The 25,460-nt window shown below is 48.2% G+C and carries 19 protein-coding genes; 16 read left to right on the plus strand and 3 right to left on the minus strand.

What is annotated here, in order from left to right; genetic code table 11:
- Positions 1-561: 561 nt before the first annotated feature.
- The 4 genes from thrS to rnr all read left to right on the plus strand — a co-directional run bounded on the left by thrS (position 562) and on the right by rnr (position 7,320).
- A complete protein-coding gene (gene thrS / locus JMX98_RS05925) occupies positions 562-2,496 on the plus strand; it encodes a threonine--tRNA ligase (protein ID WP_201585287.1) in 1,935 nt (644 codons plus the stop codon).
- 23 nt (positions 2,497-2,519) lie between these two features.
- A complete protein-coding gene (gene infC / locus JMX98_RS05930) occupies positions 2,520-3,023 on the plus strand; it encodes a translation initiation factor IF-3 (RefSeq protein ID WP_105244391.1) in 504 nt (167 codons plus the stop codon).
- A 634-nt stretch (positions 3,024-3,657) separates the two neighbouring features.
- On the plus strand, positions 3,658-4,902 hold the full coding sequence (locus JMX98_RS05935; RefSeq protein WP_201585289.1) for a toxic anion resistance protein: 1,245 nt from the start codon (positions 3,658-3,660) through the stop codon (positions 4,900-4,902).
- Between the two features lie 141 nt (positions 4,903-5,043).
- Positions 5,044-7,320, plus strand: coding sequence for a ribonuclease R (gene rnr, locus JMX98_RS05940; protein ID WP_201585291.1), 2,277 nt, complete (start codon positions 5,044-5,046; stop codon positions 7,318-7,320).
- A 79-nt stretch (positions 7,321-7,399) separates the two neighbouring features.
- On the opposite strand, the gene JMX98_RS05945 is transcribed toward rnr, so the two are convergent.
- The 3 genes from JMX98_RS05945 to hisA all read right to left on the minus strand — a co-directional run bounded on the left by JMX98_RS05945 (position 7,400) and on the right by hisA (position 10,590).
- A complete protein-coding gene (locus tag JMX98_RS05945) occupies positions 7,400-7,681 on the minus strand; it encodes a hypothetical protein (protein WP_201585293.1) in 282 nt (93 codons plus the stop codon).
- 258 nt (positions 7,682-7,939) lie between these two features.
- Positions 7,940-9,595: a mechanosensitive ion channel family protein gene (locus JMX98_RS05950; RefSeq protein ID WP_201585294.1), complete on the minus strand. Its 1,656-nt coding sequence runs from the start codon at positions 9,593-9,595 to the stop codon at positions 7,940-7,942.
- A gap of 257 nt (positions 9,596-9,852) precedes the next feature.
- Positions 9,853-10,590, minus strand: a complete 738-nt coding sequence (gene hisA, locus JMX98_RS05955) for a 1-(5-phosphoribosyl)-5-[(5-phosphoribosylamino)methylideneamino]imidazole-4-carboxamide isomerase (RefSeq protein ID WP_201585295.1) — start codon at positions 10,588-10,590, stop codon at positions 9,853-9,855.
- A 1,075-nt stretch (positions 10,591-11,665) separates the two neighbouring features.
- Between hisA and JMX98_RS05960 the strand changes: the two genes are divergently transcribed.
- From JMX98_RS05960 to JMX98_RS06015, 12 genes are all read left to right on the plus strand, one after another.
- A complete protein-coding gene (locus JMX98_RS05960; protein WP_201585296.1) occupies positions 11,666-13,018 on the plus strand; it encodes a Na(+)-translocating NADH-quinone reductase subunit A in 1,353 nt (450 codons plus the stop codon).
- A 5-nt stretch (positions 13,019-13,023) separates the two neighbouring features.
- Positions 13,024-14,259, plus strand: coding sequence for an NADH:ubiquinone reductase (Na(+)-transporting) subunit B (locus JMX98_RS05965; RefSeq protein ID WP_201585297.1), 1,236 nt, complete (start codon positions 13,024-13,026; stop codon positions 14,257-14,259).
- Positions 14,240-15,136 carry a Na(+)-translocating NADH-quinone reductase subunit C gene (locus JMX98_RS05970; protein ID WP_201585298.1) on the plus strand — a complete coding sequence of 299 codons (897 nt, stop codon included), beginning with the start codon at positions 14,240-14,242 and terminating at the stop codon, positions 15,134-15,136. The genes JMX98_RS05965 and JMX98_RS05970 overlap by 20 nt, the downstream gene beginning before the upstream one ends.
- A 1-nt stretch (position 15,137) precedes the next feature.
- Positions 15,138-15,809 carry an NADH:ubiquinone reductase (Na(+)-transporting) subunit D gene (locus tag JMX98_RS05975; protein ID WP_075101260.1) on the plus strand — a complete coding sequence of 224 codons (672 nt, stop codon included), beginning with the start codon at positions 15,138-15,140 and terminating at the stop codon, positions 15,807-15,809.
- Complete coding sequence (gene nqrE, locus JMX98_RS05980; RefSeq protein ID WP_075101261.1) at positions 15,809-16,417, plus strand: NADH:ubiquinone reductase (Na(+)-transporting) subunit E; 609 nt, start codon at positions 15,809-15,811, stop codon at positions 16,415-16,417. Before JMX98_RS05975 ends, nqrE begins: the two co-directional genes overlap by 1 nt.
- Before the next feature lie 121 nt (positions 16,418-16,538).
- A complete protein-coding gene (gene nqrF, locus JMX98_RS05985) occupies positions 16,539-17,774 on the plus strand; it encodes an NADH:ubiquinone reductase (Na(+)-transporting) subunit F (protein WP_105244401.1) in 1,236 nt (411 codons plus the stop codon).
- 301 nt (positions 17,775-18,075) lie between these two features.
- Positions 18,076-19,161 (plus strand): FAD:protein FMN transferase, encoded by a 1,086-nt coding sequence (locus tag JMX98_RS05990; protein ID WP_227680055.1) that lies wholly within the window; start codon positions 18,076-18,078, stop codon positions 19,159-19,161.
- A gap of 121 nt (positions 19,162-19,282) precedes the next feature.
- Entirely contained in the window at positions 19,283-19,528 is a 246-nt protein-coding gene (nqrM, locus tag JMX98_RS05995) for a (Na+)-NQR maturation NqrM (RefSeq protein ID WP_075101264.1), read from the plus strand.
- Positions 19,529-19,905: 377 nt separating this feature from the next.
- Positions 19,906-21,156 (plus strand): CynX/NimT family MFS transporter, encoded by a 1,251-nt coding sequence (locus JMX98_RS06000; protein ID WP_413786520.1) that lies wholly within the window; start codon positions 19,906-19,908, stop codon positions 21,154-21,156.
- 99 nt (positions 21,157-21,255) lie between these two features.
- Complete coding sequence (locus JMX98_RS06005) at positions 21,256-22,041, plus strand: arylesterase (protein WP_201585303.1); 786 nt, start codon at positions 21,256-21,258, stop codon at positions 22,039-22,041.
- A gap of 67 nt (positions 22,042-22,108) precedes the next feature.
- Positions 22,109-22,810 carry an ABC transporter ATP-binding protein gene (locus JMX98_RS06010; protein ID WP_105244405.1) on the plus strand — a complete coding sequence of 234 codons (702 nt, stop codon included), beginning with the start codon at positions 22,109-22,111 and terminating at the stop codon, positions 22,808-22,810.
- Positions 22,800-25,397, plus strand: a complete 2,598-nt coding sequence (locus tag JMX98_RS06015; RefSeq protein ID WP_227680052.1) for an ABC transporter permease — start codon at positions 22,800-22,802, stop codon at positions 25,395-25,397. Before JMX98_RS06010 ends, JMX98_RS06015 begins: the two co-directional genes overlap by 11 nt.
- Positions 25,398-25,460: the final 63 nt, after the last annotated feature.

Here is a 25,460-nt window from a genome sequence, read left to right on the forward strand (position 1 = left end):
ATTAAATAGATATTGATGATAAATTCGTCTATGGGCATCTCACAACTCCATTGTATTCTTGGTCGAAAACAATAGATTAGTGAGGTGCTCTTCTTTTTTCAATCACTTTCGAAGTTGAGAGTGGGGTTCAATAAATACTTATATAGTCAATCCGATATAAACATGATGCAGCGAGATAAAACGTTATTTTTCATAGCAGCGGTAATCAGGTAACTTTGAAGCATCAAGTGCTGCATCGATACTTGAACAGTCACCGTGCTGACGTCGCTTGTTATAATACTCTTGTCACTTTGTATCTATAGTCTCCAACAGTCTCCAACCTAGTGTTGCTAGGCAGTGTTTGCTATAATAGTGGCTTTTATGACACTACCTTGTAATGCTAAAGTGAGCCTTTAGATAAAGTGGCCAAAAGCCTGCTGTTAATATCGTCTCAACTTAGTACTTTGGGTGGTACTTTTCTTAACATATCACAGCAGTTAGATATAAATGATGCGGTCTTACGGTTATATGATTGATGGTTGCAATCATCACTGCCAACGGATCCAAAAAGGTGAATAGATTATGGTAGCGATTACTTTACCAGATGGTAGCGTAAAAAACTTTGAAGGCAATACCACCGTCATGGAAGTGGCGCAGAGTATTGGTGCAGGACTTGCCAAAGCGACGGTCGCTGGGCGCGTTGATGGTCAATTAGTCGATGCACACGATCCGATCACCCATGATGCCAAAGTTGAAATCGTGACGCCAAAAGACGCTGATGGTGTCGATATCATTCGCCACTCCTGCGCCCACTTGTTAGGTCATGCAGTAAAACAGCTCTACCCAGAGGTAAAAATGGTCATCGGACCGGTCATCGAAGATGGTTTTTATTACGACATCTATAGCGAGACGCCGTTTACCCCTGAGCATATGGAAGCCATCGAAAAACGCATGATGCAACTGATCAAACAAGATTATGATGTCATCAAAAAAATGACACCGCGCGATGAAGTCATCAAGATATTCGAAGCGCGCGGCGAAGATTATAAGCTGAAACTGATCAATGATATGCCGGGTGAAGAAGCCTTTGGTCTGTATCACCATCAAGAATACGTCGATATGTGCCGTGGCCCGCACGTACCAAACACGCGCTTCTTAAAAGTATTTAAACTGACCAAAATGTCGGGTGCATACTGGCGCGGTGATGCCAAAAACGAGCAGCTGCAACGTATCTATGGTACAGCGTGGGCTGATAAAAAAGACCTAAAGGCCTATATCCAGCGTATTGAAGAAGCAGAAAAACGCGACCACCGTAAAATTGGTAAAGCGCTCAATCTGTTTCATATGCAAGAGCAAGCGCCGGGCATGGTGTTTTGGCACCCTAATGGCTGGACGATTTATCAAGTGCTTGAGCAATATATGCGCAAAGTCCAATACGATCACGGCTATGAAGAAATTAAAACACCGCAAATCGTCGATCGTAGCTTGTGGGAGCGCTCAGGACACTGGGGCAACTATGCCACCAATATGTTTACCACTGCCAGCGAAAACCGTGATTATGCGGTGAAGCCAATGAACTGCCCATGTCACGTGCAAGTATTTAACCAAGGCCTAAAGTCATATCGTGACCTGCCACTGCGTATGGCAGAGTTTGGCTCGTGTCACCGTAATGAGCCATCAGGCTCCTTGCATGGTTTGATGCGCGTACGCGGCTTTACGCAAGATGATGCGCATATCTTCTGTACCGCAGCACAAATTCAGCAAGAGGTCGCTGACTTTATTAAACTGACCCTAAAAGTCTATGAAGACTTCGGCTTTGATAACATCATCATGAAGCTCTCCACCCGCCCTGAAAAGCGTGTTGGCTCTGATGAGTCTTGGGATTTTGCCGAAAAAGCTTTGGCCGATGCTCTCGACAGCTCAGGTCTCGATTGGGAATACTTGCCGGGTGAAGGCGCGTTTTATGGTCCGAAGATTGAGTTTAGTCTAAAAGACTCTCTAGGCCGCGTCTGGCAGTGCGGTACCATTCAAGTTGACCCCAATATGCCTGAGCGTCTTGATGCCGAATTCGTCAACGAACAAAACGAGCGTGAAACCCCAATCATGCTACACCGTGCTATTTTAGGATCGTTCGAGCGTTTCATCGGTATTTTGATCGAACACTATGCCGGTTGGATGCCAGTATGGCTTGCACCCAAGCAAGTGGTTGTGATGAATATCACTGACAAGCAAGCAGAGGCTTGTGAAAATGTGGTTAATGAGCTGAAAAACGTCGGTATTCGAGCCGTTAGCGACTTGCGTAACGAAAAGATTGGATTTAAGATACGAGAGAAAACATTAGAACGTATCCCCTATATGCTAGTATTAGGGGATAAAGAGATTGAAACGGGCAGCGTCAATGTCCGGACGCGTGAAGGCGAAAACCTTGGCGTGATGAGTATCTCTGACTTTATGGCATTAGTACAGACCGCTGTCGGTAAAAAAGGCCGACAGACCCCAAAAACAGATGAGGAGTAATACCTATTAAACAGTCCAACCGTTTGAACATCAACGAAGATATCAAAGTCAAAGAAGTCCGACTCGTCAAAGAAGACGGCGAACAAATGGGCGTGGTCGATATCGAAACCGCGATGAAAGCGGCGCGTGATGAAAACTTAGATTTGGTCGAATTGGTTCCTGAAGCAAAACCGCCTGTATGTAAGATCATGGATTATAAGCACTTCTTATATGATCAAAAACAAAAGGCCAAAGAAGCTAAGAAAAACCAAAAGCAGACTCAGCTTAAAGAGATGAAACTACGCCCTAGTACTGAAGAGGCGGATTATCAAGTTAAGCTGCGTAAAATCATTAGTTTCTTAGAAAATCAAGATAAGGTTAAGATTAGTATTCGTTTCCGTGGACGCGAAATGGCGCACCAAGATATTGGTCGCAAGCAACTTGACCGCATCATTGAAGATACCGCTGATATCTCAAACGTCGAACAATATCCTAAGATGGAAGGTCGTCAGATGGGTATGCTGCTCGGCCCAACTAAGAAAAAGTGATCGACTAACCAGATTGCTATTAGTTAGTGGCAGCTATTAATCGGCATGCTAATCCGTCGATGTTAGATAATGTCGATATTGATTAATATGGATACTTATACTGTTGACCATCAATATGCTACGGGATATTGATGGTTTTTTGTATATAGGCTTTCTGCCTATTTATCATAAGCGGCGATACTGCCTTTATTAGCTATGGTTTTTATCACCTATAGTGTTTATCAGTTATAGCGTTTTAAACGCTATTTTTGGTATCACAAGCTGACGCTATTTTACAAAACCTCTCTTCTCAAGCTTTTCATTACCAGTTAGTCTAAAGCTCAATGGCTCTGTATTTATTCGCCTTTGTATTTATTCGGCTTTATATAAACCACAGGCTGTGACATACAGGCCGCGACTTGTCTTTTAAATAAAACAATACCCGATATAGTCGACACTACATAAACCGCACGGATGATGTATAGTCGATACACTCTAAAAATGTCATAGCGCTACTGGGATGAATTTTGCGCAGCCTCTGGGAACGCAGCATGCAAGTAAAATTTATACCAGTAGCGCGTTTAAATCCATAACAGTTTTACATTCAGCTAACTATATTACTGATTTTTTCCCTTTAGAGATTATAGGAAACTTTATGCAAGAATTGACGCCACCAGAAAACGCCGCTGCGCCAAGTATTTCACTGACGCCGCCTGAGCCCGTCAAAGAAATACAAAAAAGTGAAGCCGACCAAATGGTGACTCTCGATAAAAGCCAAATACCAGAGCTCGATGCTAAAGTTGATGCTTTTGTCGATCATGTCATCACCAACTCTGTACATAGCCCTGAGTTTCAGCAAAACGTCCAGTCCATACACAACTTAGGCAATAAAGAGATTCGTGAGTCCGCGCAAGTCTCTAATCGTATGCTCGAGCTGCCAGCAAAGAGCATCAACGACAATTTGTTTGATAACTCCCCCATCGCCAAATCTCTGACAGAGCTGCGCGGTATCGTCGAAGATTTGGACCCTAGCAAAAAAGATTTGACCAGCTCACGCAAGCTGTTTGGCCTTATTCCTTTTGGCAACAAGGTTCAAGATTACTTTCGTCAATACGAGTCAGCGCAGTCACATATCAATGCCGTCGTGACCAGTCTCTATAACGGCAAAGACGAGCTGCTCAAAGACAATGCCATGATTGAGCAAGAAAAAGTCAATATGTGGGAGCTGATGCAATCGATTCGTCAGTACATTTATGTGGGCAAAAAAATCGATGAGCAGTTGGAGCAAAAAGTCTATGCCATCGAGGCGACTGACCCAGAAAAAGCGCGCATCATCAAAGAAGAGATGCTGTTTTATGTGCGCCAAAAAAACACCGACTTTTTGACGCAGTTGGCCGTCAACGTCCAAGGTTATTTGGCGCTTGATACCATTCGCAAAAACAATCTGGAGCTGATCAAAGGTGTCGATCGCGCGACCACGACGACCATCTCAGCGCTCCGCACGGCGGTGGTGGTCGCACAAGCGATGACCAATCAAAAACTGGTACTTGATCAAATCACTGCGCTGAATAAAACTACGAGCAGTTTGATCGAATCGACCTCTGCGATTCTCAAACGTCAATCGGGCGAGATCCATGAGCAGGCGACCAGCAGCAGTATCGAGCTTGATAAACTGCAAAACGCCTTCAATAATGTCTATGATACGATGGATATGATCAGCAATTATAAAGTTGAAGCGCTAGAGAACATGAAACAAACGGTCAACACCTTGACCACTGAGGTCGATAAAGCGCAAAAGTATCTCGATAAATCCAATCAGACCACGGTGCTAGAGGTCTCAAAGGAATTAGACAGCAAAAAAATCACCGATAAGTCTAGTGCGGTAGATATTGATATTTGATGGGTTTTTTCAGCTGTCTTCTGTAAAAGCAGACAGCTTGTTGCGACTTAATACAGATTAGACGATTGACGCAAGATATTGCCTCGTCGTTCGTGTTAAGATAGCCCTTATTAATAATTTTAAAAATAGATACGGTAATTTATGAGTTGGAACGATCCAAACGCCTCAAGTGAGGCAAAAAGATATGACAATCCTATCCCTAGTCGCGAGCTGATACTGAGCACGATTAATGAGCATGGCGAAGTCACTCACAAGCAGCTGGCGCAGATCTTTGAGATTGAAGATCCAGATCAGTTTGATGCGCTGGGCAATCGCCTAAAAGCCATGGCACGCGACGGTCAAGTAAACCGTGAAGGTCGTCCTTATCGTTATCGGACAGTGACCAAGCAAGATGTGGTCACCGGTACTGTGTCTGCGCATCCCAAAGGTTTTGGCTTTGTACTATTAGAAGACATGCCCGATTTGTTTTTGCACGAAAAACAAATGCGTTGGGTATTTAACGGCGATACAGTAGCCGCAATCGGTACCTCAACAGACAACCGCGGTCGCACCGAAGGCCGCATCGTCGATATCATAGAGCGTCGTCAAAACACCTTCATCGGTACGCTAACACGTGATGACGAAGGTTACTGTGTCGAGCTTGGTAGTCCAAACCATCACCAACCCATTACTGTCACTGATGAAAACGTACAGGCTCTAAACGCCAAGCAAGGCGCACCCGTTAAAATCGACATCATCGATTGGCCAAACCAGCACGAGTTTGCTACTGGCAAAATCACTGAAGTTCTCTCCGATGACAACGACCGCGAGCTGATCATCGAAACGACTCTGCTCAATTATGATATTCCATCAGAATTTAGTGAAGCGGCTCTCAAGCAAGCCAATGATTACGAGGAGCCTACTGACAAAGACCTAAAGGGCCGTACTGACTTACGTCATTTACCCCTAGTCACCATCGATGGTGAAGACGCACGCGACTTCGATGATGCGGTATATGCCGAAAAACGTTCAGGCGGTAACTACCGCGTCTTAGTGGCTATCGCGGATGTCAGCCACTACGTCACGCCAAACTCGCCGTTAGATAAAGACGCGTATGAGCGCGGTACGTCAGTATACTTCCCGCATCGTGTCATTCCGATGCTCCCTGAAGTATTGTCGAATGGTCTTTGTTCGCTAAACCCTGATCGTGATCGCCTATGTATGGTGGCTGATATCAAGATATCGCGCGCTGGTAAAATCACAGGCTATGAGTTTTATCCAGGTGTGATGCACTCACAAGCACGCTTGACGTACAACCAAGTCAACGCGTATTTTGACAATCCAAAAGACAAAAGCGTGCCTGATTCTTTGACAGGCAATAAAGACGTTAAAAAATCAATTGATACACTGCATCAACTCTATAAGCTGCTTTTGAAAAAACGCGAAGAGCGTCATGCGATGGAGTTTGAGACAGTAGAGACCTATATTAAGTTTGATGAAAAAGGTGGCATTGAAGCAATATTGCCACGTACGCGCGGCGATGCGCAAAAGCTGATCGAAGAATGTATGCTACTGGCCAATACTTGTGCGGCAAACTTTGCTCTCAAGCATGAGCTGCCTGTCTTGTATCGTAACCACGATCGGCCAGATAGCGAAAAATCCATGCGTATCCACGAGTACGCCAAAAACTTTGGTTTGAGCTTCCCAGAAGAGAGCCCAACGCAGGCCGATTATCAGCGTATCATCGAAGCCACCAAAGACAGACCCGATGCCATTAGCATCCACAGCATGCTGCTGCGCTCGATGATGCAGGCCAACTACGCGCCTGACAACATCGGTCACTTTGGCTTGGCGTATGACGAGTACAGTCACTTTACCTCGCCTATCCGCCGTTATCCTGATTTGATGCTACATCGTGCGATCAAGGCAAAAGTCACGGGTAGCAAACAGCCAGTGATGGATTTTTCACTCGAAGACGCAGGCACGCAAACCTCAGATACCGAGCGCCGCGCCGAAAAAGCCTCGCGTTTTGTGGAGTCATGGCTCAAATGTCACTACATGAAAGATCATGTCGGTGAAGAGTTCAATGGCGTGGTGACCACCGTGACGAGCTTTGGCTTATTTGTCACCTTGACTGACTTGTATATCGACGGTCTGGTGCATATCTCAAACGTCGGTGATGACTTCTTTGTCTATGATGAGACGCAGCAGCAGCTTATCGGTAAAGACAAAGGTACGCTGTTTGGTCTGGGCGATTTGGTCAAAGTCAAAGTCGCAGGCGTTAATATGGACTTGCTACAAATTGACTTTGATTTACAAGCCAAGCTACAAGCCAGTGAGATGAACCAAACCAAAAAAGACCAAGCTAAAAAACCACCAGCCAAAAAATCGCCAGCTAAAAAGAGCAGCAATCGCAAAGGCTCAAGCAAAAAAAGCTAAGCTACATAAGATGTAGTAGATAAAAAGGTATTGATAAAAAAGGCTAACTCAGTGTTAGCCTTTTTTTGTGCCCGCTACGCTATTGGGCTTTAGCCACTTGCGCGACTCGCTGCTGCTCGGCTCGCTGTGCTTGCTCTATCTGCGTGGTGGCATCATCCAAGATGGCCTTGGGCTGCTGACCTAACGGCTGACTGGCAATATTTTCGCCAGTGTTTGCATCTGTCGCAGTCACCGACTCAGCGCTATTATTGTTTACTAGTATCTCTCTGTGCTTATCACGCTGATGCCCGCTTATCAGATTAAAACCCAATAATACCACCATGCCCACAAGTGCAAAGATAATCAAATGTTTCATTTGCATAAAAGTGTCTCGTCTCTAGATAGTCATCAAATATCTATTTTATTGCACTTTTTATGCCGTTTTTTAGGGCGTGTTCGCATTTTAAAAATGGTGATAAAAATGAGATAAACTGCCACTAAACATTTGCCACTAAACAAGGAAGATAGTGCAGATAATCTCGAGATATTAGTCAGCTATTTGACCCTGTTTGGCCAAATTTAGCCACTTTTCACTCACTTAGATGGCTATCGATTGAGTTGAGGACAGGCGCTAAGCTGATTATTCTTGCGGGCTATTGTTATTTAGCAAGTCAGTCTCATCTGAGTTTTCGGCGATTTCTTGCTCGACCTTTTCCATCAGCTTATCATCGGGGCGGGCATCGAGGACATCGCTGGCACTGCGGCCTTGCAGAATAGTTTTGGCACGGGCTTTTGCTTGCTCTTTATCTTTATCATCGGTGGAGCTTGGCGCTTGATTGCTTGAGGTAGCGCTGGGCACGGTGGTCGTAAGGGTAGCACCCGAGGTAGCGTTGTTTTGTGGCATCTGCTCAAAAGCTTGCTCTAATTTATGGTTAAAACGCAGTCGATAAATGGGCTCAGGTAAGCTAAAGCCTTCATTTTCTAGCGCATGCTTAGTCTCGCGAATAGCGATACTACGCGCTTTAGAAAAATCGGTCTCGGATTGATCCACCCATACCTGAAACTCTAAAATGATATTTGAGTCGCCGACATTGGTAATGACGGCAATCGCTTTTGGCTCATCTAAGACAAACGCCAACTGGTGTATCGCATCTAGTCCAACCTTGATGGCTGCCAGCGGGTCATCGTTGGCGTCCACACCCAGCTCAAAAGTAAAGCGGCGCTCAGGGTTTTTGGTGTAATTTAGAATAGTACCTTTAAAGACCTCGGCATTCGGAATGCGCAGCTGGTTGCCATCTAAGGTCATCAAAATAGTCGCCCGCGATGTCAGGCGCACGACGATACCCTCTTGCCCATTGATGACAATGTGGTCGCGCGCGCGAAACGGTTGCCTGATGCTAAGCATGAGTGAGGCAATATAGTTTTCAATTGTGTCTTTGACCGCAAAACCAACCGCGATACCGATCACGCCTGCCCCGCCAAGTAGCGTACCCAAGACAGTCTCTGCGCCGATCAGACTCAGCGCCAAGATCAGACCAAAAATGATAAAAATAACTTTGATGGTTTGAGCCAGTAGCTCTGCCACAAATGGATTTGGCGTCAGACGTTGCCACATGTTTTTGCGATTGGAGAGCCAGCTGCCAAACCAAGTCACCAAGCCAAACAGCACTATACCGACCAATAGTAGCGGCACTGCCTTCACTAGATTGGTCACCTGCGCTTTTAGGCCTTGATAGACAGTGGTAACGTTGTCTTGTACATCAAGGGTACGATTGATTCGGTCTTCGACCGTGACCACATCTGTCAAGCGATTGGTCAAGTTGATGGCTTGCTGTGCCTTTTTTTCATTGGGCGTCTCTCCCGTCAGGGTAACCACCCCTTGCGTCACGCTGACATTGACCGCTTGCAATCCGTCTATTTCTGAAAATATGCCAGTGATACGTTGGCGGATATCATTGTCTTTTTGCGGAGTCGGCGTGGTCTCGATTTGCGCGTTATTGGTGCTCTCACCACTGATGATAGGCGGCGGGTCAGGCTCAGGTGATGGCTCTATGATCTCTGGCGTCTCAGCTATGCTGTCAGAGGTAACAGGTGCTGGCTCGGCATTGTCTTCATCAAGCGCTTCTGCATTGTCAACATTGTCACCGCTGAGCGCAGCGCTAATGGAGGCAGCATCTTCAATAGCTGCATGAGCTGGCAGCTGACCAAGCAGCGCCAATAGCAACAGCAGCTGACCACACAGACTGGCCAGATGGCGGATGATGTTGGGCGTTTTTTGCGTGAGATAAATCGACATAAGCATCCTTTGCTTGTTGCATCATTGCCAAAACCTCAAGGTCTTATGCAAGCGTGGTTCCTGCTCTTTGTCTTACCTTATCAGCTAGGCGTAAGTCTATCTACGATAAAGCAAACAAACATATGGCTATTTGCTTGACGCCGCCGCTATGGCGCAGCAAACAGATAGCCGTAGCGCGTTGCCTATCCTCGCCATTGAGCGCTGAGCCCAGCAAGTAAGAACCTAGCGAGTAATTTTTTAGCAAATCTTAGGTGAGCTTAGCTGTCTAGATATGCTTGAGCAGCACGCAAATCGAGTGTGCCTTCGTAGATGGCGCGGCCGGTGATGATACCCTCGATACAGTCGCCATAGGGTTTTAGTAGCTCGATGTCTTTTATGTCGGTCACGCCGCCTGAGGCAATCACAGGCAGGCCACCTTCGCGAGCTAGATTGACTGTCTGTTCGACGTTGACGCCTTGCATCATGCCGTCACGGGCGATGTCGGTATAGACGATTGACGATACGCCTACATCGGCAAAGCGCTTGGCCAGCTCGGTAGCGCGAGTATCAGTGACATTTGCCCAGCCATGGGTCGCCACCATACCGTCTTTGGCATCGATACCCACGATGATATGTCCTGCAAACTCACGGCAAGCTTCAGTGACAAAGTCGGGATCTTCGACTGCTTTGGTGCCGATAATAATATACGTCAAACCTGCAGTGATGTACTGCTCGATGGTGTTCATATTGCGCACACCGCCGCCCAACTGGATAGGCAGAGTTGGATAAGCCTTGGCAATGTCATTGACCACTTGTCTGTGTACTGGTACCCCATCAAACGCCCCGTTTAAGTCCACCAAATGTAAGCGGCGCGCACCTTCTTCTACCCAGCGCGCCGCCATGGCCACAGGATCGTCAGAAAACACCGTATTATCCTCCATACGGCCTTGCTTTAAGCGCACACATTTACCATCTTTTAAATCAATCGCCGGAATAATGACAGGCACAGCACACATAGGACATTCCTTATAACGCACAAATAAAATAAGTAATCTAACATATCACTGATACTAAAATACTACCGCAGACCATTTCGAAATCAGTGGCTGACAAAATCAGTCAGAATATAGTATCAGTAAATTCTCTTCGTGTTGGCTCAAATCTGAATAATTCAAACAACGAATAATGCCAAAAACTTAACAATCATAACCATAAGTTTTAGCAAACGGAATCACTGGCAACATTAGGTAAATTCACTTACCGGCTGGCAATTTTAGGTCAATTTAGCGTATAATCCTAGGTAAATTTGTATTTGTTTCTATATGATAGCAACCATGCGCCACACTTTTTTCAGTTAACCATCACTGAAGTGCTCATGGCGGTCAGGATGAATCGAGCAACAGCTAAATGAACCAGTACAATATTGGCTGACAGTTGGCTAAAAGGGTTAACGTAACAATCTTCAATGCCAGTCTGAGAGCAGACTGCGCTACGCCATTACCCTTGAGACGTCTGTTTATACATCTCCCTTACATCCCTATCATGAGATAACGCCTTAGACAGTCACTCCTATATTCCCAGCGGCAGATGGTCATATACCGTATGTCTACCAGCGGCAGGGCTAGTGTGACTTCGACCAGTTTATCTATCTTTGTAGATTACTTGGCTGCGTTTTTATGTCATTGGCTCTGCAACAAAAAGCCAGTTCATAAAGCGACAATCGTGCTGGTTTACAGGTTTTAATTTTCAATGAAACGTATGATGGAGCTGTTTACGATCAATGCAGTCGCTTTTGGCCAACGCCCAAAGTGAGTGCGTTTGGTTTGATGGTTTTAGCATACACCTTGGTAGCCAGTCGCCAACTTTGGTAATTCGAATAAGACATTAACGTGTTGTTAAGGAGTCTAAGGTCAGCGTTAATACTCTTACTAGCAGTGATATTCTTGCGTTGTTTTCAAAGCCTTATGTATCTCTATCCTACTATAGGAATAGCGAGTTGAGGGCTTTATTAAATGACGCGGATGTTCATGCTACCGATATACCAAACAGGACGTCTGGTATCGTTTTAGACTATGGACTAAGTTTTCGCTTATGATTACCATCAAAAAAGGTTTGGATTTGCCCATCACCGGTGAACCCTCCCGCGAGATATCTGAGCACCAACCAACACATGTAGCAGTCATTGGCTATGATTATGTGGGTATGAAACCCACAATGAATGTCAAAGAAGGTGATGTCGTAGCTAAAGGCCAGCCCGTTTTTGAAGACAAAAAACGTGTTGGTGTTATCTACACTGCCCCTGCTGCTGGTAAAGTCGTCGCGATCAATCGCGGCGAGCGCCGAGTGTTTGAAAGCCTTGTAATTGCGGTCGACCCAAACGGTGAAGAAGTAGACTTCGAGCGCTATGACTCCCAGCAACTTGCTGACCTAGACTCGAAGGTCGTTGAAACCCAACTGCTGGCCTCTGGCGAATGGACTGCGTTTCGTACGCGCCCCTATAGCCGCGCACCAGAAATCGGTGCCCGTCCGCATGCCATCTTTGTCACCGCGATGGATACCAATCCACTTGCGTTTGACCCGATGCTGCTGATCAATGAGGAGCTGCAAGCGTTCAATGACGGCCTCGCAGTATTATCTACCCTCAGCCCTAAGACTTTTGTCTGTCATCATGGTGATGCTAGCCTGACGCCCGTTGCAAAAACTGCGGCTAATAATGTCACTGAGTATCATAGTTTTGTAGGTAAGCACCCAGCAGGACTCGCCGGCACGCACATTCACTTTTTGCATCCAGTCATGCGCGGCGTGACCGTATGGACGATTGGCTATCAAGATGTGATTGCGATTGGTAAGCTGTTCACAACTGGACATCTATATACACGTCGTATGCTAAGCTTGGCTGGCCCTGCAGTCAATACGCCACATCTGATCGCAACCGAACGCGGTGCTGACATCACAGCATTGACCAAAGGCCAACTGGCCGCTGGTGAAAACCGTGTCATCTCAGGCTCAGTGCTGTCAGGACGCAAGGTGTTTAGCAACGTCGCTTATCTTGGCCGCTTTCACAACCAAGTCAGCGTCCTACCTGAAGGCCGTGAGCGTCCAGCATTTCACTTCTTTACCGTTGGTAAAAACCGCTTCTCTAAACTGCCGATCTATATTTCGCAGTTTTTTGGTGGCAAAAAATACAACTTCACCACCACCAGCAACGGCTCACCGCGTGCGATGGTACCCATCGGTGTCTATGAAGAAGTCATGCCGCAAGATTATCTGCCAACACAGCTACTACGTGCCTTGATTGTTGAGGATATCGTTAGCGCCGTTGATTTGGGCGCACTCGAATTGGACGAAGAAGATTTGGCATTATGCACCTTCGTCTCTCCTGGCAAATATGAATTCGGTGATATCTTGCGTGATAACTTAACGCGCATTGAGCTGGAGGGCTAACCACGATGAAATTTTTACACAATATGTTCGATCGTATGGAGCCGTCTTTTACCAAGGGTGGCAAACACGAAAAGTACTATGCCATCTTTGAGATGTTCGATACGTTTTTGCGTCAGCCAGGTACCACTACCTACGCCTCGTCACACGTGCGCGATGGTATCGATCTAAAACGCATCATGATTACCGTCTGGCTCTGTACCTTCCCTGCGATGTTTTGGGGTATGTACAATATCGGCCACCAAGCATTAACCGCCATCGCTCAGCTAGGCTTGCAGCCTGAAGGCTGGCGCACGGTCATCACCAGCATGGCAGGCTACAATCCAGATAGTATTTGGGCCAGCTTTGTCTATGGGGCCATGCAGTTCTTACCCATTTATATCGTCACCTTCGCGGTTGGTATTCTCTGTGAGATTATCTTCGCCGTGGTGCGCGGCCATGAAGTCAACGAAGGTTTCTTTGTGACCTCAGTGCTCTTTGCGCTTTGTCTACCGCCAGATATCCCATTATGGCAAGTCGCCTTGGGTATCATCTTTGGTGTGGTCGTGGCAAAAGAGGTCTTCGGTGGTACGGGTAAAAACTTCCTAAACCCTGCCCTATCAGGTCGTGCCTTCCTCTATTTTGCCTATCCAGCGTATATGTCAGGTGACTCAATCTGGACGGCAGTGGACGGCTTCTCTGGCGCGACACCGCTTGGTCTTGCAGCGCTTGGCGTCTCTCCACAAGATTTCGTTGATGTCTATGGCAATGCCATCACTTGGAGTGATGCGTTCTTGGGCAACATGCAAGGCAGTATCGGTGAAGTCTCTACGCTCGCTATCCTCATGGGTGCGGCCGTACTACTGTGGACGCGTATCGCCTCATGGCGCATCATGGCAGGCTGTGTGGTCGGCCTCATCGCCACCTCGCTGGTCTTTAACATGATTGGCTCAGAAGACAATCTGATGATGAATCTGCCGTTTTATTGGCACTTGGTCATCGGTGGCTTCGCTTTCGGTGCGGTATTTATGGCAACCGATCCTGTCTCTGCTGCGCATACCAATAAAGGCCGCTGGGCGTATGGCATCTTGATTGGCTTTATGACCGTATTGATTCGCGTCGTCAACCCAGCCTTCCCAGAAGGCATCATGCTGGCCATTTTATTCGCCAACTTATTTGCTCCATTGTTTGATTACTTTGTTACCCAAGCAAACATCAAACGCCAAACTGCTCGGAGGGTTCGTTATGTCCAAGCCCAAAAGTAATAACGCAAAAACCATCAGCGTTGCACTGACGCTATGTTTGGTGTGCTCTGTATTGGTCTCGGCAGTTGCTGTTGGTCTAAAACCAGCACAAATCGAAAACGCTCGCTTAGACCGTAACAAAAACATCCTCGTTGCCGCCGGCATGTACAATGCTGAGTCAGATACTGCAAGCGATGTGGCTGAGCGTTTTAAAGATTTTGATGTCGAGATCATCGACCTAAATACAGGTGACTATCTCGATGATGAGGCGCTAAAAGCCGCTGGCATCCCTGATCGCAACGCCTATGACGCCAGTCAAGCAACCAAAAACCAAGCTTTGAGTGAAGACTTGGGCGACAACGATCCTGCTGGTATTGGCCGTAAACCCAAATATGCCAAAGTCTACGTAAAAAGCGACGACGCTGGCAATCCTGAAGTGGTGGTACTACCGATTCAAGGCTATGGCCTATGGGGCACGATCTATGGTTTCTTAACGCTTGAGAGCGACATGAATACCATCAAAGGTATCAGTTTTTATGAGCATAAAGAAACCCCAGGGCTCGGTGCTCGTATCGAAGAGCCAGAGTGGCGCGCCCAATGGAGTGGCATCCAGTCGTATGACGAAGATGGCAATGTGGCTACTGGCGTGACCAAAGCTGGCACACCAAAAGATAACTGGGTCGATGGCATCAGCGGTGCAACCTTAACGGGTCGCGGTGTCAGCAATATGATTCAGTTTTGGCTGGGTGAGCAAGGCTACAAGCCTTATCTAGATAAGCTGCGCCAAGACAGTGGTCAAACGATTGACAATGCAGACACGCAAGCCAGTCAAGCGACGCTGACAGCTGAACCGAACACCGAACTGGCAGCGCCAGTAGTAAACGGCAAGGAGGCATAACATGGCTGACACCAAAAGTATTTTAACCACGCCTATCTTTGACAATAACCCCATTGCCCTACAGATCCTAGGTATCTGCTCGGCATTGGCAGTCACCACCAGCATGGCCAACGCCATGGTGATGTGTGTGGCCTTGACACTGGTAACAGCGTTTTCGAGCTTTTTTATCTCTATCATCCGTAAGCAAATTCCATCGAGCATCCGTATCATCGTCCAGATGACGATTATTGCCTCGTTGGTTATTTTGGTCGATCAGGTACTAAAAGCGGTGGCTTATGATGTGAGTAAAGGTCTATCGGTCTTCGTTGGTTTGATCATTACCAACTGTATCGTGATGGGCCGTGCCGAAGCCTTTGCCATGAGCAATCCGCCTGTCCCTAGCTTTTTGGATGGGATCGGTAACGGTCTTGGGTATTCAGCGGTATTGTTATTTGTCGCAACCATCCGTGAGCTACTCGGTGCCGGTACCTGGTTTGGTATCACCATCTTGCAGCCTGTCACTGATGGCGGCTGGTATATTCCAAACGGTTTGTTATTACTACCACCGTCAGCTTTCTTTATCATCGGTTTGTTTATCGCCATCGTGCGTATCTGGAAACCAGAACAAGTTGAAGACGCTGAGTTTGTCATGAAGCCGCAATCTAAAGGCATGGTACATGGAGGCGGTCACTAATGGGACACTATGTTAGTTTATTTATAACCTCAGTCTTTATCGAGAATATGGCGCTGGCCTATTTCTTAGGTATGTGTACCTTTTTGGCGGTGTCCAAAAAAGTCTCAACGGCCATAGGCCTTGGGGTCGCGGTCATTGTCGTGATGGCCATCACCGTACCGTTAAACAATCTGTTGTTTCAGTTTATCCTAAAAAGTGGGGCGCTGGCATGGGCAGGTTTTCCTGATATTGACCTAAGCTTCTTAGGCCTACTCAGTTATATCGGTCTGATTGCTGCGACCGTACAGATTCTAGAGATGTTCTTAGATAAGTTCGTTCCAAGCTTGTACAACGCGCTTGGGGTGTTCTTACCGCTGATTACTGTCAACTGTGCCATCTTGGGTGGTGTTCTGTTTATGGTGGAGCGTGACTACAACTTTAGCGAATCGGTCGTATATGGCGTGGGCGCAGGTTTTGGTTGGGCATTGGCGATTACCGCATTGGCTGGCATCCGTGAAAAGCTCAAATACTCAGACATCCCAGCACCGCTGCGTGGTCTTGGTATTACCTTTATCACGGTTGGTCTGATGTCACTTGGCTTTATGTCTTTTGGCGGTATGTCAATCTAAACCGCTACGCTGAAAAGCCTAGTTAGCGATTTGACCTATTTAATTCATTTATTCGGTAGGGGTAGCAGTAGACGCTAGGCGTCCTGTTACTCCCCTACTCCATAGATTAAGGATACATATCATGGATTATGCTACGGCGATTGGTGGCGTTGCTATGTTTACCTTGATCATCATGAGCCTTGTCGCCATTATTTTGGCGGCGCGCTCAAGACTGGTCAGTTCAGGTGATGTTACCATCCATATCAATGATAATCCCGATAATGACGTTGTGACACCAGCGGGCGGCAAGCTACTGCAAACTCTAGCAAGCGAAGGTATTTTCTTATCTTCAGCTTGTGGTGGCGGTGGTACGTGCGCGCAGTGTCGTTGCCGCGTTATTGAAGGTGGCGGTTCTATCCTGCCCACCGAAGAAGGCTATTTTACACAAGGCGAGATTCGCAATCACATGCGCTTAGCCTGTCAGGTAGCTGTCAAGCAAGACATGAAAATCGAGATCGACCCTGAGTTTTTTGATGTACAAAAATGGGAATGTGAAGTTATCTCTAACGATAACGTGGCAACCTTTATCAAAGAGCTGGTACTTAAGATTCCAGAAGGCGAGGAAGTCAACTTCCGCGCTGGTGGCTATGTACAGCTAGAAGCGCCGCCGCATGAAGTACATTACAAAGACTTTGATATCGGTGAAGAGTACCGTGAAGACTGGGAAAAGTTCGGCGTCTTCAAATACGTCTCAAAAGTCGATGAGCCTGTGATTCGTGCGTACTCGATGGCCAACTACCCAGAAGAAAAAGGCATCATCAAGTTTAATATCCGTATCGCCAGTCCACCGCCGCGTGGTCCTGAAGGTATCCCGCCGGGCAAGATGTCGTCTTGGGTATTTAGCCTAAAACCTGGCGATAAGGTGACGGTATCAGGTCCGTATGGTGAGTTCTTTGCCAAAGATACCGATGCTGAGATGATCTTCGTCGGGGGCGGTGCTGGTATGGCACCGATGCGCTCGCACATCTTCGATCAGCTAAAACGTCTAAATTCTAAGCGTAAGATTAGCTTTTGGTACGGTGCGCGCTCGATTCGTGAAATGTTCTATGTCGAAGACTACGATCAGCTCGAAGAAGAGTTCGATAACTTTGAGTGGCATGTGGCGCTATCTGATCCATTACCAGAAGATAACTGGGATGGTCCGACCGGCTTTATCCATAATGTGCTACTTGAAAATTACCTAAAAGACCATCCAAACCCAGAAGACTGTGAATACTACATGTGTGGGCCACCGATGATGAACGCGGCGGTAATTGACATGCTCCATAGTTTGGGCGTGGAGGATGAAAACATCCTACTTGATGACTTCGGTGGTTAAGTAAAAAAGCAACACTAAAAGCGATAGTAAAAAAAGAGTCTCAAGTGAGGCTCTTTTTTTGTCAAAAGATTTACCGCTAAGAAAAGCACTGACTCAAAACTTGAACTAAAATCTGAGGCAACGCTATTGGCCTTATAAGTGATAAGGAGTGTAAAATAGGAGAGGTTTAGCGCCGTTATTCGTTGACGCTCCATTCACCCCTTTGCCTTATCAAGCTGTGATGACTCATATGACAAATGTAACCTCGTTTTTTGCCGCGTTTTTTGCCGCGCCTCAATCCATACGCCCGACCTTACTGACGATGACCACTGTAGGCGCTATACTGAGTCTCAGTGCCTGCCAGCAGCTCCCTGACTATGACTACCTAAGCGGAGAAACGATGGGCACCAGCTATCATATTAGCTATCAGTTACCAGCAGGGACGGATGAAGCGGCCATACAAGCAGCCATCGATCAGCGGCTGCAACAGATCAATGATAGCATGTCGACCTATCAATCTGACTCTACTATCTCTAAGTTCAACCAACTAGGAAAAGACACACCCATAGCGATCGATGCCGATTTTGCGCATGTGCTTGAGGTGTCGCGCACCGTCTATCAGCAGTCCGGCGGTGCCTTTGATCCAACAGTGATGCCCCTAGTAGAGACGTGGGGTTTTGGTAGTACCATGACCGTCGAGCGCTTACAAAATCCGCCCACTGCGCTCGAGATCGCTCAAGCAAAAGCCTTGGTCGATTTTGACAGTATCGTACAAGATCAGCAAAGCATCTACAAAACCAAAGAAGGCGTGGGGCTGGATTTTTCTGCGGTGGCAAAAGGCTATGGCGTCGATGTCATCGCTGATGTGCTCAAAAACAACTATCAAATCAAAAACTATATGGTGGAGATAGGCGGCGAGATTGCGACCTCTGGTGTCAACAAACAAAAACAACCTTGGCAAATCGCTATCGACGCCCCTATCGAAGACAGCACTGTCAGTGAGCGCGAGACCATATCAGCGATTCGCCAACCTATCAGCACGGCCAATCAAATGCATCTGGCGACCTCTGGCAACTACCGCAACTATGTGGTGTTCGATGGCGAGCGCTATAGCCATACCATCGACCCCACCACGGGCACTCCCATCGCGGGCGGCGCGCCTTCTGTCACTGTCGCCGCAGAGTCTGTGGCGCTGGCCGATGCGTGGGCGACGGCGCTGACTGCCATGCCGTATCAGCAGGCGCTAGACGTCGCTCAAAAGCAAAACCTAGCGGCGATGTTTGTGGTATTAGCCGATACCGATAATGATAGTGATAAAAAAACCATCAAAGACGCTGACAATATTGGGAAATGGCAAGTGGTACAGACACCAGCGATGCAAGCATTACGCGCCGACAAACCCTTGTAAACTGCCAGCTGCATGCGCCAAACATCTTGATACACTCAAGCGGCATCTGCAAAAATCTGCTATACTATAAAGGTGTTGTCTTTATAGATGACAGCCCTATTTTTAATACGAGGTTTCCTCTATGTTTACTCAATTGCTCCCCATGCTTGCGATTACCTTTACCGTATTTGTGCTGTTTTTTGTCTTTATGGGTATTGGATATATGGTGAAAAAAAAGCCCCTAAAAGGCTCTTGCGGCGGGGTGGCCAAACTGATGGGCGACGAGCATTGCTCATTTTGTGGCAATGACCCAAACAAGTGCGACTCACTCATCGCCGAGCAGCAAGAAACCGCGCTTAAAGCCGCTCAGTTAGGCAAATCTGTCTAGAGTAGATATAAATACCGCGTCTGTTACCATACGCTGGTAGTATTTAGTCATCAATTGTTCTTATAATAGCGTCAAACTCTACAAAATAGAGTTGGCGCTATTTTTCTTGTGCCATATTCGTTTTGATAGCTTTTATAAGCCGCTGATGTTTTATAAATCTAGAATCAAACCTTCATCGTTATCATCCATATACTAAGTTTGCCCTGCTTGAGAGGGCAGCAAGTTCATATGACAGGCTTTCTGCCCGTGTTGTAAAGCCCTAACGGCTTTTCTAACTCATCGTTTTAATGAGACTTTTCTGGTGTTATTTGGTAAGCGGCGCTGCGGCGACGCTATCTAATGACGTGTTTTTTATTTTATATAATAGTCGTGCTACCATGTCTACCTCCGCAAATATGTCTGCTTCTCAAACAAAAGCGTCAAAATCCTCCATCCCGCCATCATCACGCTTTACTTTTTGGCTGGTGTTATGTGCGATCGTATTACTTGCGACCAACATGCGCGCACCTATCGTGGCGCTTGGCTCTATCGCACCTGTGGTGCAAGAAGCGCTCGGTATCTCTGAGACTGAGCTTGGCTGGCTGGGCGCAGTGCCGATGCTGACTTTTGCCTTGGGCGCGCTTATCTCGCCTGCCATCAGTAAGCGCTTTGGGCTTGAGAACACCTTGATTGCGATGATTGCCCTGCTGACAATTGGCATGGTCATCCGCTCGGTGATTCCGACTTGGATTGGCTTTTTGAGCGGGACGGTATTACTAACGCTGGCCATCGGTTTTGCCAACACCTTGGCCGCGCCTGTCATCAAACAGCGCACGCCCAATCACATACCGCTGGTAACAGGCTGCTTTAGCTTGACCTTGACCGTCGCCGCAGGCATCGTCGCAGGTGTGGTGCTGCCGTTATCTGAGCAGTTTGATTGGCAGTGGGCGCTTGGCGGTTGGGCGCTTTTGGGCTTTTTTGCCTTGGTTTTGTGGGTGTTTTTGCGGGTGCGGCTAGGCTCATCGACACGGGTGGTGGCGCCGCTCGCTACCGGCTCATCAGACATTTCGGTATGGCGCTCAGCATTTGCTTGGCAGATTGCGGTGTTTATGGGTCTGCAGTCTTTGTTGTTTTATACCGTTGCCAGTTTTTTACCGTCGATTTGGCTCAGTAAGGGGCTGTCTGCGGTGAGTGCTGGACAAATGGGATCAGTGTTTCAGTTTATGGCACCGGTGGCGATTTTGAGCCTGACGTGGCTGGTCAATCGCGGTCGACCGATTCAGGCACTGGCCGTCTTTGCCGCCGCCTTAAACGTGTTTGGTGTATTGGGCATCATGTACCTATCGACCGACCTTGCTTGGCTGTGGTCTGGGCTCATGGGCATGGGCTGTTCGGCGATTTTTACCTTAAGTATGATGCTGTTTTCGATGCGCACTTATACCGCCAACCAATCCAGCGAGTTGTCTGGTATGGCGCAGGCAGTGGGGTATCTACTGGCGTTTTTTGGTCCGCTTGGTACTGGCTGGATCCATGATGCCACAGGCAGTTGGGACTTGGCGCTGTTTATGCTGCTGATCTTGATGATCATCAACGTCGTGATGGCATGGCTGGTCAGTCGCCCAATCATGGTCGATGGTAAGCACGCTTAACATCGGCTTAACCCTAAATCACGGTAACCTTATCATAATATTGGTCGCGATCTTATTTTGCTACACTGGTTTGATTGCTTATAGGACAGACTACGTATTATGAAACCATCTTCTCGTTTGACTTCGCACCTACCGGTGGCGGCCTTCTTAGCCATGGTGATGGCCACCACTGGTTGTCAAAAATCGCCTGATAATGCTGATACCACGCCAGCCGACAGCACACAACCAACCCCGCCTATCAGCCAAACTACTCAAACCAGTCAGACTGCCGACACATCATCCACCTCACGGTTGGATGAGCAGCAAGCAGCGCTGACCATCTTGGCGCTGGGCGACTCCTTGACCGAAGGCTTGGGTGTGTCGCCTGAAGATAACTACCCTGCCCAACTAGAAGCTCAATTAAAAAAAATGGGCTATTCCAATATCACTGTCGTCAATTCCGGCTTGAGCGGCGAGACCAGCACAGGGCTGGTCAATCGCTTGGATTGGGTGCTACAGACCAAACCTGATATCACCATATTGACCATCGGTGCTAATGATGCCATGCGCGGTATAGAAGTCGCCACTATCGAAAATAACATTCGTACCGCCATCAAACGCTTGCAAGCAGGTGGCAGCGAAGTCATTTTGGGCGGCATGCAGATTTATGACAATCTTGGCTCAGACTACGTAGAGTCGTTTGCCGCGATTTATCCGCGCATCGCCGAAGACACGGGGGTTACGCTGATTCCGTTCTTTTTGGAGGGGGTGGGCGGTGATGCCACTCTCAACCAAGCGGATGCCATTCACCCGACTAAAGAGGGCTATCGCATGATCGTTAATGAAAATATTTTGCCAGTGCTTACGCCCAAGCTAGAAAAAATAGTCGAAAGTGAGCGTAATTAAAGGCGCTTATCTATAGCTGCTTCACTTCGATACCTTATGGCCTTAAACCAACCAACCGGAACTGCCCATGACCGCCACACTTACCAGTAACGCCATACTCAGTGCCGAGCATTTACATAAAACCGTGCAAGTCGGTGAGCAATCGCTGGCCATCATCAAAGACGTCAGTATCCATGTCGATGCCGGCGAGTTTGTGGTGATTATGGGCAAATCAGGCTCAGGTAAATCCACCTTACTGGGTCTACTGGCCGCGCTTGATTATCCCGATAGTGGCTCGGTTACGCTGGCTGGACAAACGCTAAGTGCTCTTGATGAAGAGGCGCTAGCGGTGATTCGTCAGCGCGAGATGGGTTTTGTCTTTCAGTCGTTTCATCTACTGCCGACCTTGAGCGTGCGCGAAAATATCGCTTTTCCGCTAGATATCGCGCGGCGTCCTGATCCTGCGCGGGTCGATGCCTTAATCGAAGCAGTCGGGCTCGGCCATCGACGTGATAGCTTGCCCAGTCAACTATCCGGCGGTGAGCAGCAGCGCACAGCGGTGGCGCGCGCGCTGGTCGCCCAGCCAAAGATTGTCTTTGCCGATGAGCCGACAGGCAACTTGGATGAGCAAAACGCCGAGCAGGTCATGCAGCTATTGCTAGATTTGCGTGCGCAGACAGGCTCGGCGCTGGTCGTCGTGACGCATGATCCAGCGCTCGCTGACATGGCCGATCGAGTCATCACCATGCATGACGGTACGATAGATGGGTCAAACGCTGATGAAAAATAAACCAAGCGCTGCTACAACTCAGTCTGCTACAACCCAGTCTCATGGCCTGATAGGTCCGCTGTTTACTCGCACGTTAGGCGCGCAAGCCCTCACCCGTAGCTGGTGGCGACGCTGGGTGTATCCGGTATTATTTTTATTGACGCTGACGCTATCACTGGCCACTTATCTGACTCTGGACTCTATCCAGCAGTCCGTCGATCACTACATCACTGACAATCAGCGAGCGCTGGTCGGCGGCGATCTGATACTCAACAGCAAACAAGACTGGCCAAGCGAGGTCATGGCACAAGTCAACACCCTGCCTGCCAGCCAAGTCGTCTACGATCATCAGTTTAGTGCGATGGTGGTGAGCGCAGAGCAGACATTGCTGACGCAGCTCAAAGCCGTCTCTCCCGCTTATCCATTATATGGTGACGTCGAGCTGGCCTCCGGACAGCCGCTGTGGCAACAGCTGACAGCCGATAGCATCATCGTCGCGCCAGAGGTGCTAAATGGTCTTGGCGCTACCGTCGGCGATGTCGTCACCATCGGTGATGGGCGCTTTACCATCCGCGATGTACTGACCAAAGAGCCAGATCGCCCTTTAAGTGCCTTTGGCTTTGGCGGGCGGGTCCTGATGCAGCAACAAGCGCTGGCAGCCACCAACCTATTGGGGCAGCGCAGCCGTGTCAACTACCGTATCGAGATGGCAGGAGATGCCGAGACGATAGCGGCGCAGCATGCAACGCTTGAGCAGCTACTCGTAAGCCACCCTGATATCGAGCTGTCTGACGCTCAGTCAGCGGATACGTCTGTCTCGCGTATTTCTGATAATGTCTTGATGTTTTTAAAGCTATTGGTCATCGCCGTCCTCCTGCTCTCGGCGGTGGCGATGTATGGGGTGATTAGTGCCTTTGTCAGCAAAGAGCAGCCAAACAACGCCATTCGCCTCGCCTTAGGTGAGCCGCTTGCCTCGCTCAAACGCAGCTACTACCAGCTACTACTTACGACCACCGTCATCGCTTGTATCGCAGCGAGTATCCTTGGTGCCGGCTTACTACAGGTCAGTCAGCCCTACCTTGGCGCTATCTTACCTGCCGATGTGGCGCTAGCGATCAACCCCATTAGCATCCTAAAAACCATCATCATTGCGCTGCTCTTGAGCTTTGTCATCGCCCAGCGCGGTTTACGCCCGCTGAACCATACCAAGCCTGCAACCTTGCTCAATCAAGGCGCAAGTCAGTCCAATCAAAACCTGCCATGGTATCGACGCCTGCCGATACTATGGTACGGGCTAATGCTAACAAGTCTGTATGTGTTTTTTGCTTATGAAGTGGGCTCGTGGCTACTGGGCGCGCAGCTGCTGATCGGCCTGATTGGCTTTGTCGCGATATTTTGGCTGCTTGCTCGTGGCTGGCTATGGCTCTTGGCACAACTGGCCTCGCGCCGCCGTATCAGCTGGATGCAGCGTGTCGCCATTCATAATTTGGCGCGCAAAGGCAACCAATCGGCGCTGTTTTTTGTCACCTTATCGCTGTCGGTCGCCGTCCTAACACTTATCACCACGCTTAATCACAGTATCAACGAGCAGTTTATCAACACCTACCCTGCAGATGCGCCCAATATATTTTTGCTCGATGTGCAAAGCGAACAACACGACGCGATTAATAACATCATTGGCGCACCGGTCAGCTATTACCCCGTTATTCGGGCGCGGGTGGTGACAGCAGGCGGCGTGCCTGTACAAGATATCGAGCCTACAGAAGGCTTTGATGATCCGTCGCGAGTGTTTAATTTAAGCTACGCCGACACGGTGATGGATACTGAGTTCATTGTTGACTCGCTCACAGACGATGCGCTGTATACGCCTATCGAGGATGCCGATCAGCAAGTCAAACCTTTATCTATCTTGGACACTGCCGCCAGTTTGCTCAATGTCGGCATGGGCGACGAGATTGTTTTTAATATCCAAGGGATCAAAATCATCGGGCAAATTACCAGTATCCGCTCGCGCTTCGAGCGTGGCCCGAGTCCGTATTTTTATTTTTTGTTTGAAGCATCGGTGCTGTCCAGCGCGCCACAAATCCAGTTTGCCACCGCGCATATCCCTGAGGACCGTATCGCCGAAGTACAAGGTCAGCTGGTACGCAAGTTCCCTGCTGTCACCACCATTGACGGTACCGCTATCGCTGAGCAAGTCCAAGATTTGGTCGTGCAAATGAGCCGCTTGGTCTATGTCTTCACCCTATTAGCATTGCTAACAGGCGTCATGGTATTGATCAGCTCGCTGCTGTCCACCTCACAGGACCGTATGACCGAGAGCGCCTCATTTCGCCTGCTAGGTATGCAAAAGCGCGACTTGTATATGCTTAATATCTTAGAGATTGGCGTACTAGGGGTGAGCGCCGCGGTGTTTGCGATGACGATTGCCAGCGCTGGCTCGTGGTTTGCGATTACCAAGTGGTTTGATTTGCGCTTTAGTGTGCCATGGATGAGCTTAGGTATTGGCGGCGGGCTGCTGCTCGCCCTGCTGCTGGGTATTGCTATTATTTATGTACGCTTGGTGATTGGACGCGGGATTATGGCACGGGTAAGGGCGATGGTTTGAGAAGCGTTAAAAAATTGCATTGCAATTTTAGCTTCGCAAGGAAAAACCCCTTAAAGGGGATTT

Origin of the sequence: Psychrobacter sp. HII-4, from assembly GCF_904846595.1 — a bacterium.
GTDB lineage: Bacteria > Pseudomonadota > Gammaproteobacteria > Pseudomonadales > Moraxellaceae > Psychrobacter > Psychrobacter celer.

Excerpts from the sequence above, each read along its gene's own strand:
- nqrM (WP_075101264.1), top strand. The coding sequence starts at position 19,283 with ATGTTTACTCAATTGCTCCCCATGCTTGCGATTACCTTTACCGTATTT.
- JMX98_RS06000 (WP_413786520.1), top strand. The coding sequence starts at position 19,906 with ATGTCTACCTCCGCAAATATGTCTGCTTCTCAAACAAAAGCGTCAAAA.
- JMX98_RS06010 (WP_105244405.1), top strand. The coding sequence starts at position 22,109 with ATGACCGCCACACTTACCAGTAACGCCATACTCAGTGCCGAGCATTTA.
- JMX98_RS05945 (WP_201585293.1), bottom strand. The coding sequence starts at position 7,681 with ATGCAAATGAAACATTTGATTATCTTTGCACTTGTGGGCATGGTGGTA.
- hisA (WP_201585295.1), bottom strand. The coding sequence starts at position 10,590 with ATGTGTGCTGTGCCTGTCATTATTCCGGCGATTGATTTAAAAGATGGT.
- JMX98_RS05975 (WP_075101260.1), top strand. The coding sequence starts at position 15,138 with ATGGCTGACACCAAAAGTATTTTAACCACGCCTATCTTTGACAATAAC.
- JMX98_RS05950 (WP_201585294.1), bottom strand. The coding sequence starts at position 9,595 with ATGTCGATTTATCTCACGCAAAAAACGCCCAACATCATCCGCCATCTG.
- JMX98_RS05965 (WP_201585297.1), top strand. The coding sequence starts at position 13,024 with ATGAAATTTTTACACAATATGTTCGATCGTATGGAGCCGTCTTTTACC.
- JMX98_RS05970 (WP_201585298.1), top strand. The coding sequence starts at position 14,240 with ATGTCCAAGCCCAAAAGTAATAACGCAAAAACCATCAGCGTTGCACTG.
- JMX98_RS05990 (WP_227680055.1), top strand. The coding sequence starts at position 18,076 with ATGACCACTGTAGGCGCTATACTGAGTCTCAGTGCCTGCCAGCAGCTC.
- nqrF (WP_105244401.1), top strand. The coding sequence starts at position 16,539 with ATGGATTATGCTACGGCGATTGGTGGCGTTGCTATGTTTACCTTGATC.
- JMX98_RS05960 (WP_201585296.1), top strand. The coding sequence starts at position 11,666 with ATGATTACCATCAAAAAAGGTTTGGATTTGCCCATCACCGGTGAACCC.
- rnr (WP_201585291.1), top strand. The coding sequence starts at position 5,044 with ATGAGTTGGAACGATCCAAACGCCTCAAGTGAGGCAAAAAGATATGAC.
- JMX98_RS06015 (WP_227680052.1), top strand. The coding sequence starts at position 22,800 with ATGAAAAATAAACCAAGCGCTGCTACAACTCAGTCTGCTACAACCCAG.
- JMX98_RS05935 (WP_201585289.1), top strand. The coding sequence starts at position 3,658 with ATGCAAGAATTGACGCCACCAGAAAACGCCGCTGCGCCAAGTATTTCA.
- nqrE (WP_075101261.1), top strand. The coding sequence starts at position 15,809 with ATGGGACACTATGTTAGTTTATTTATAACCTCAGTCTTTATCGAGAAT.
- JMX98_RS06005 (WP_201585303.1), top strand. The coding sequence starts at position 21,256 with ATGAAACCATCTTCTCGTTTGACTTCGCACCTACCGGTGGCGGCCTTC.
- thrS (WP_201585287.1), top strand. The coding sequence starts at position 562 with ATGGTAGCGATTACTTTACCAGATGGTAGCGTAAAAAACTTTGAAGGC.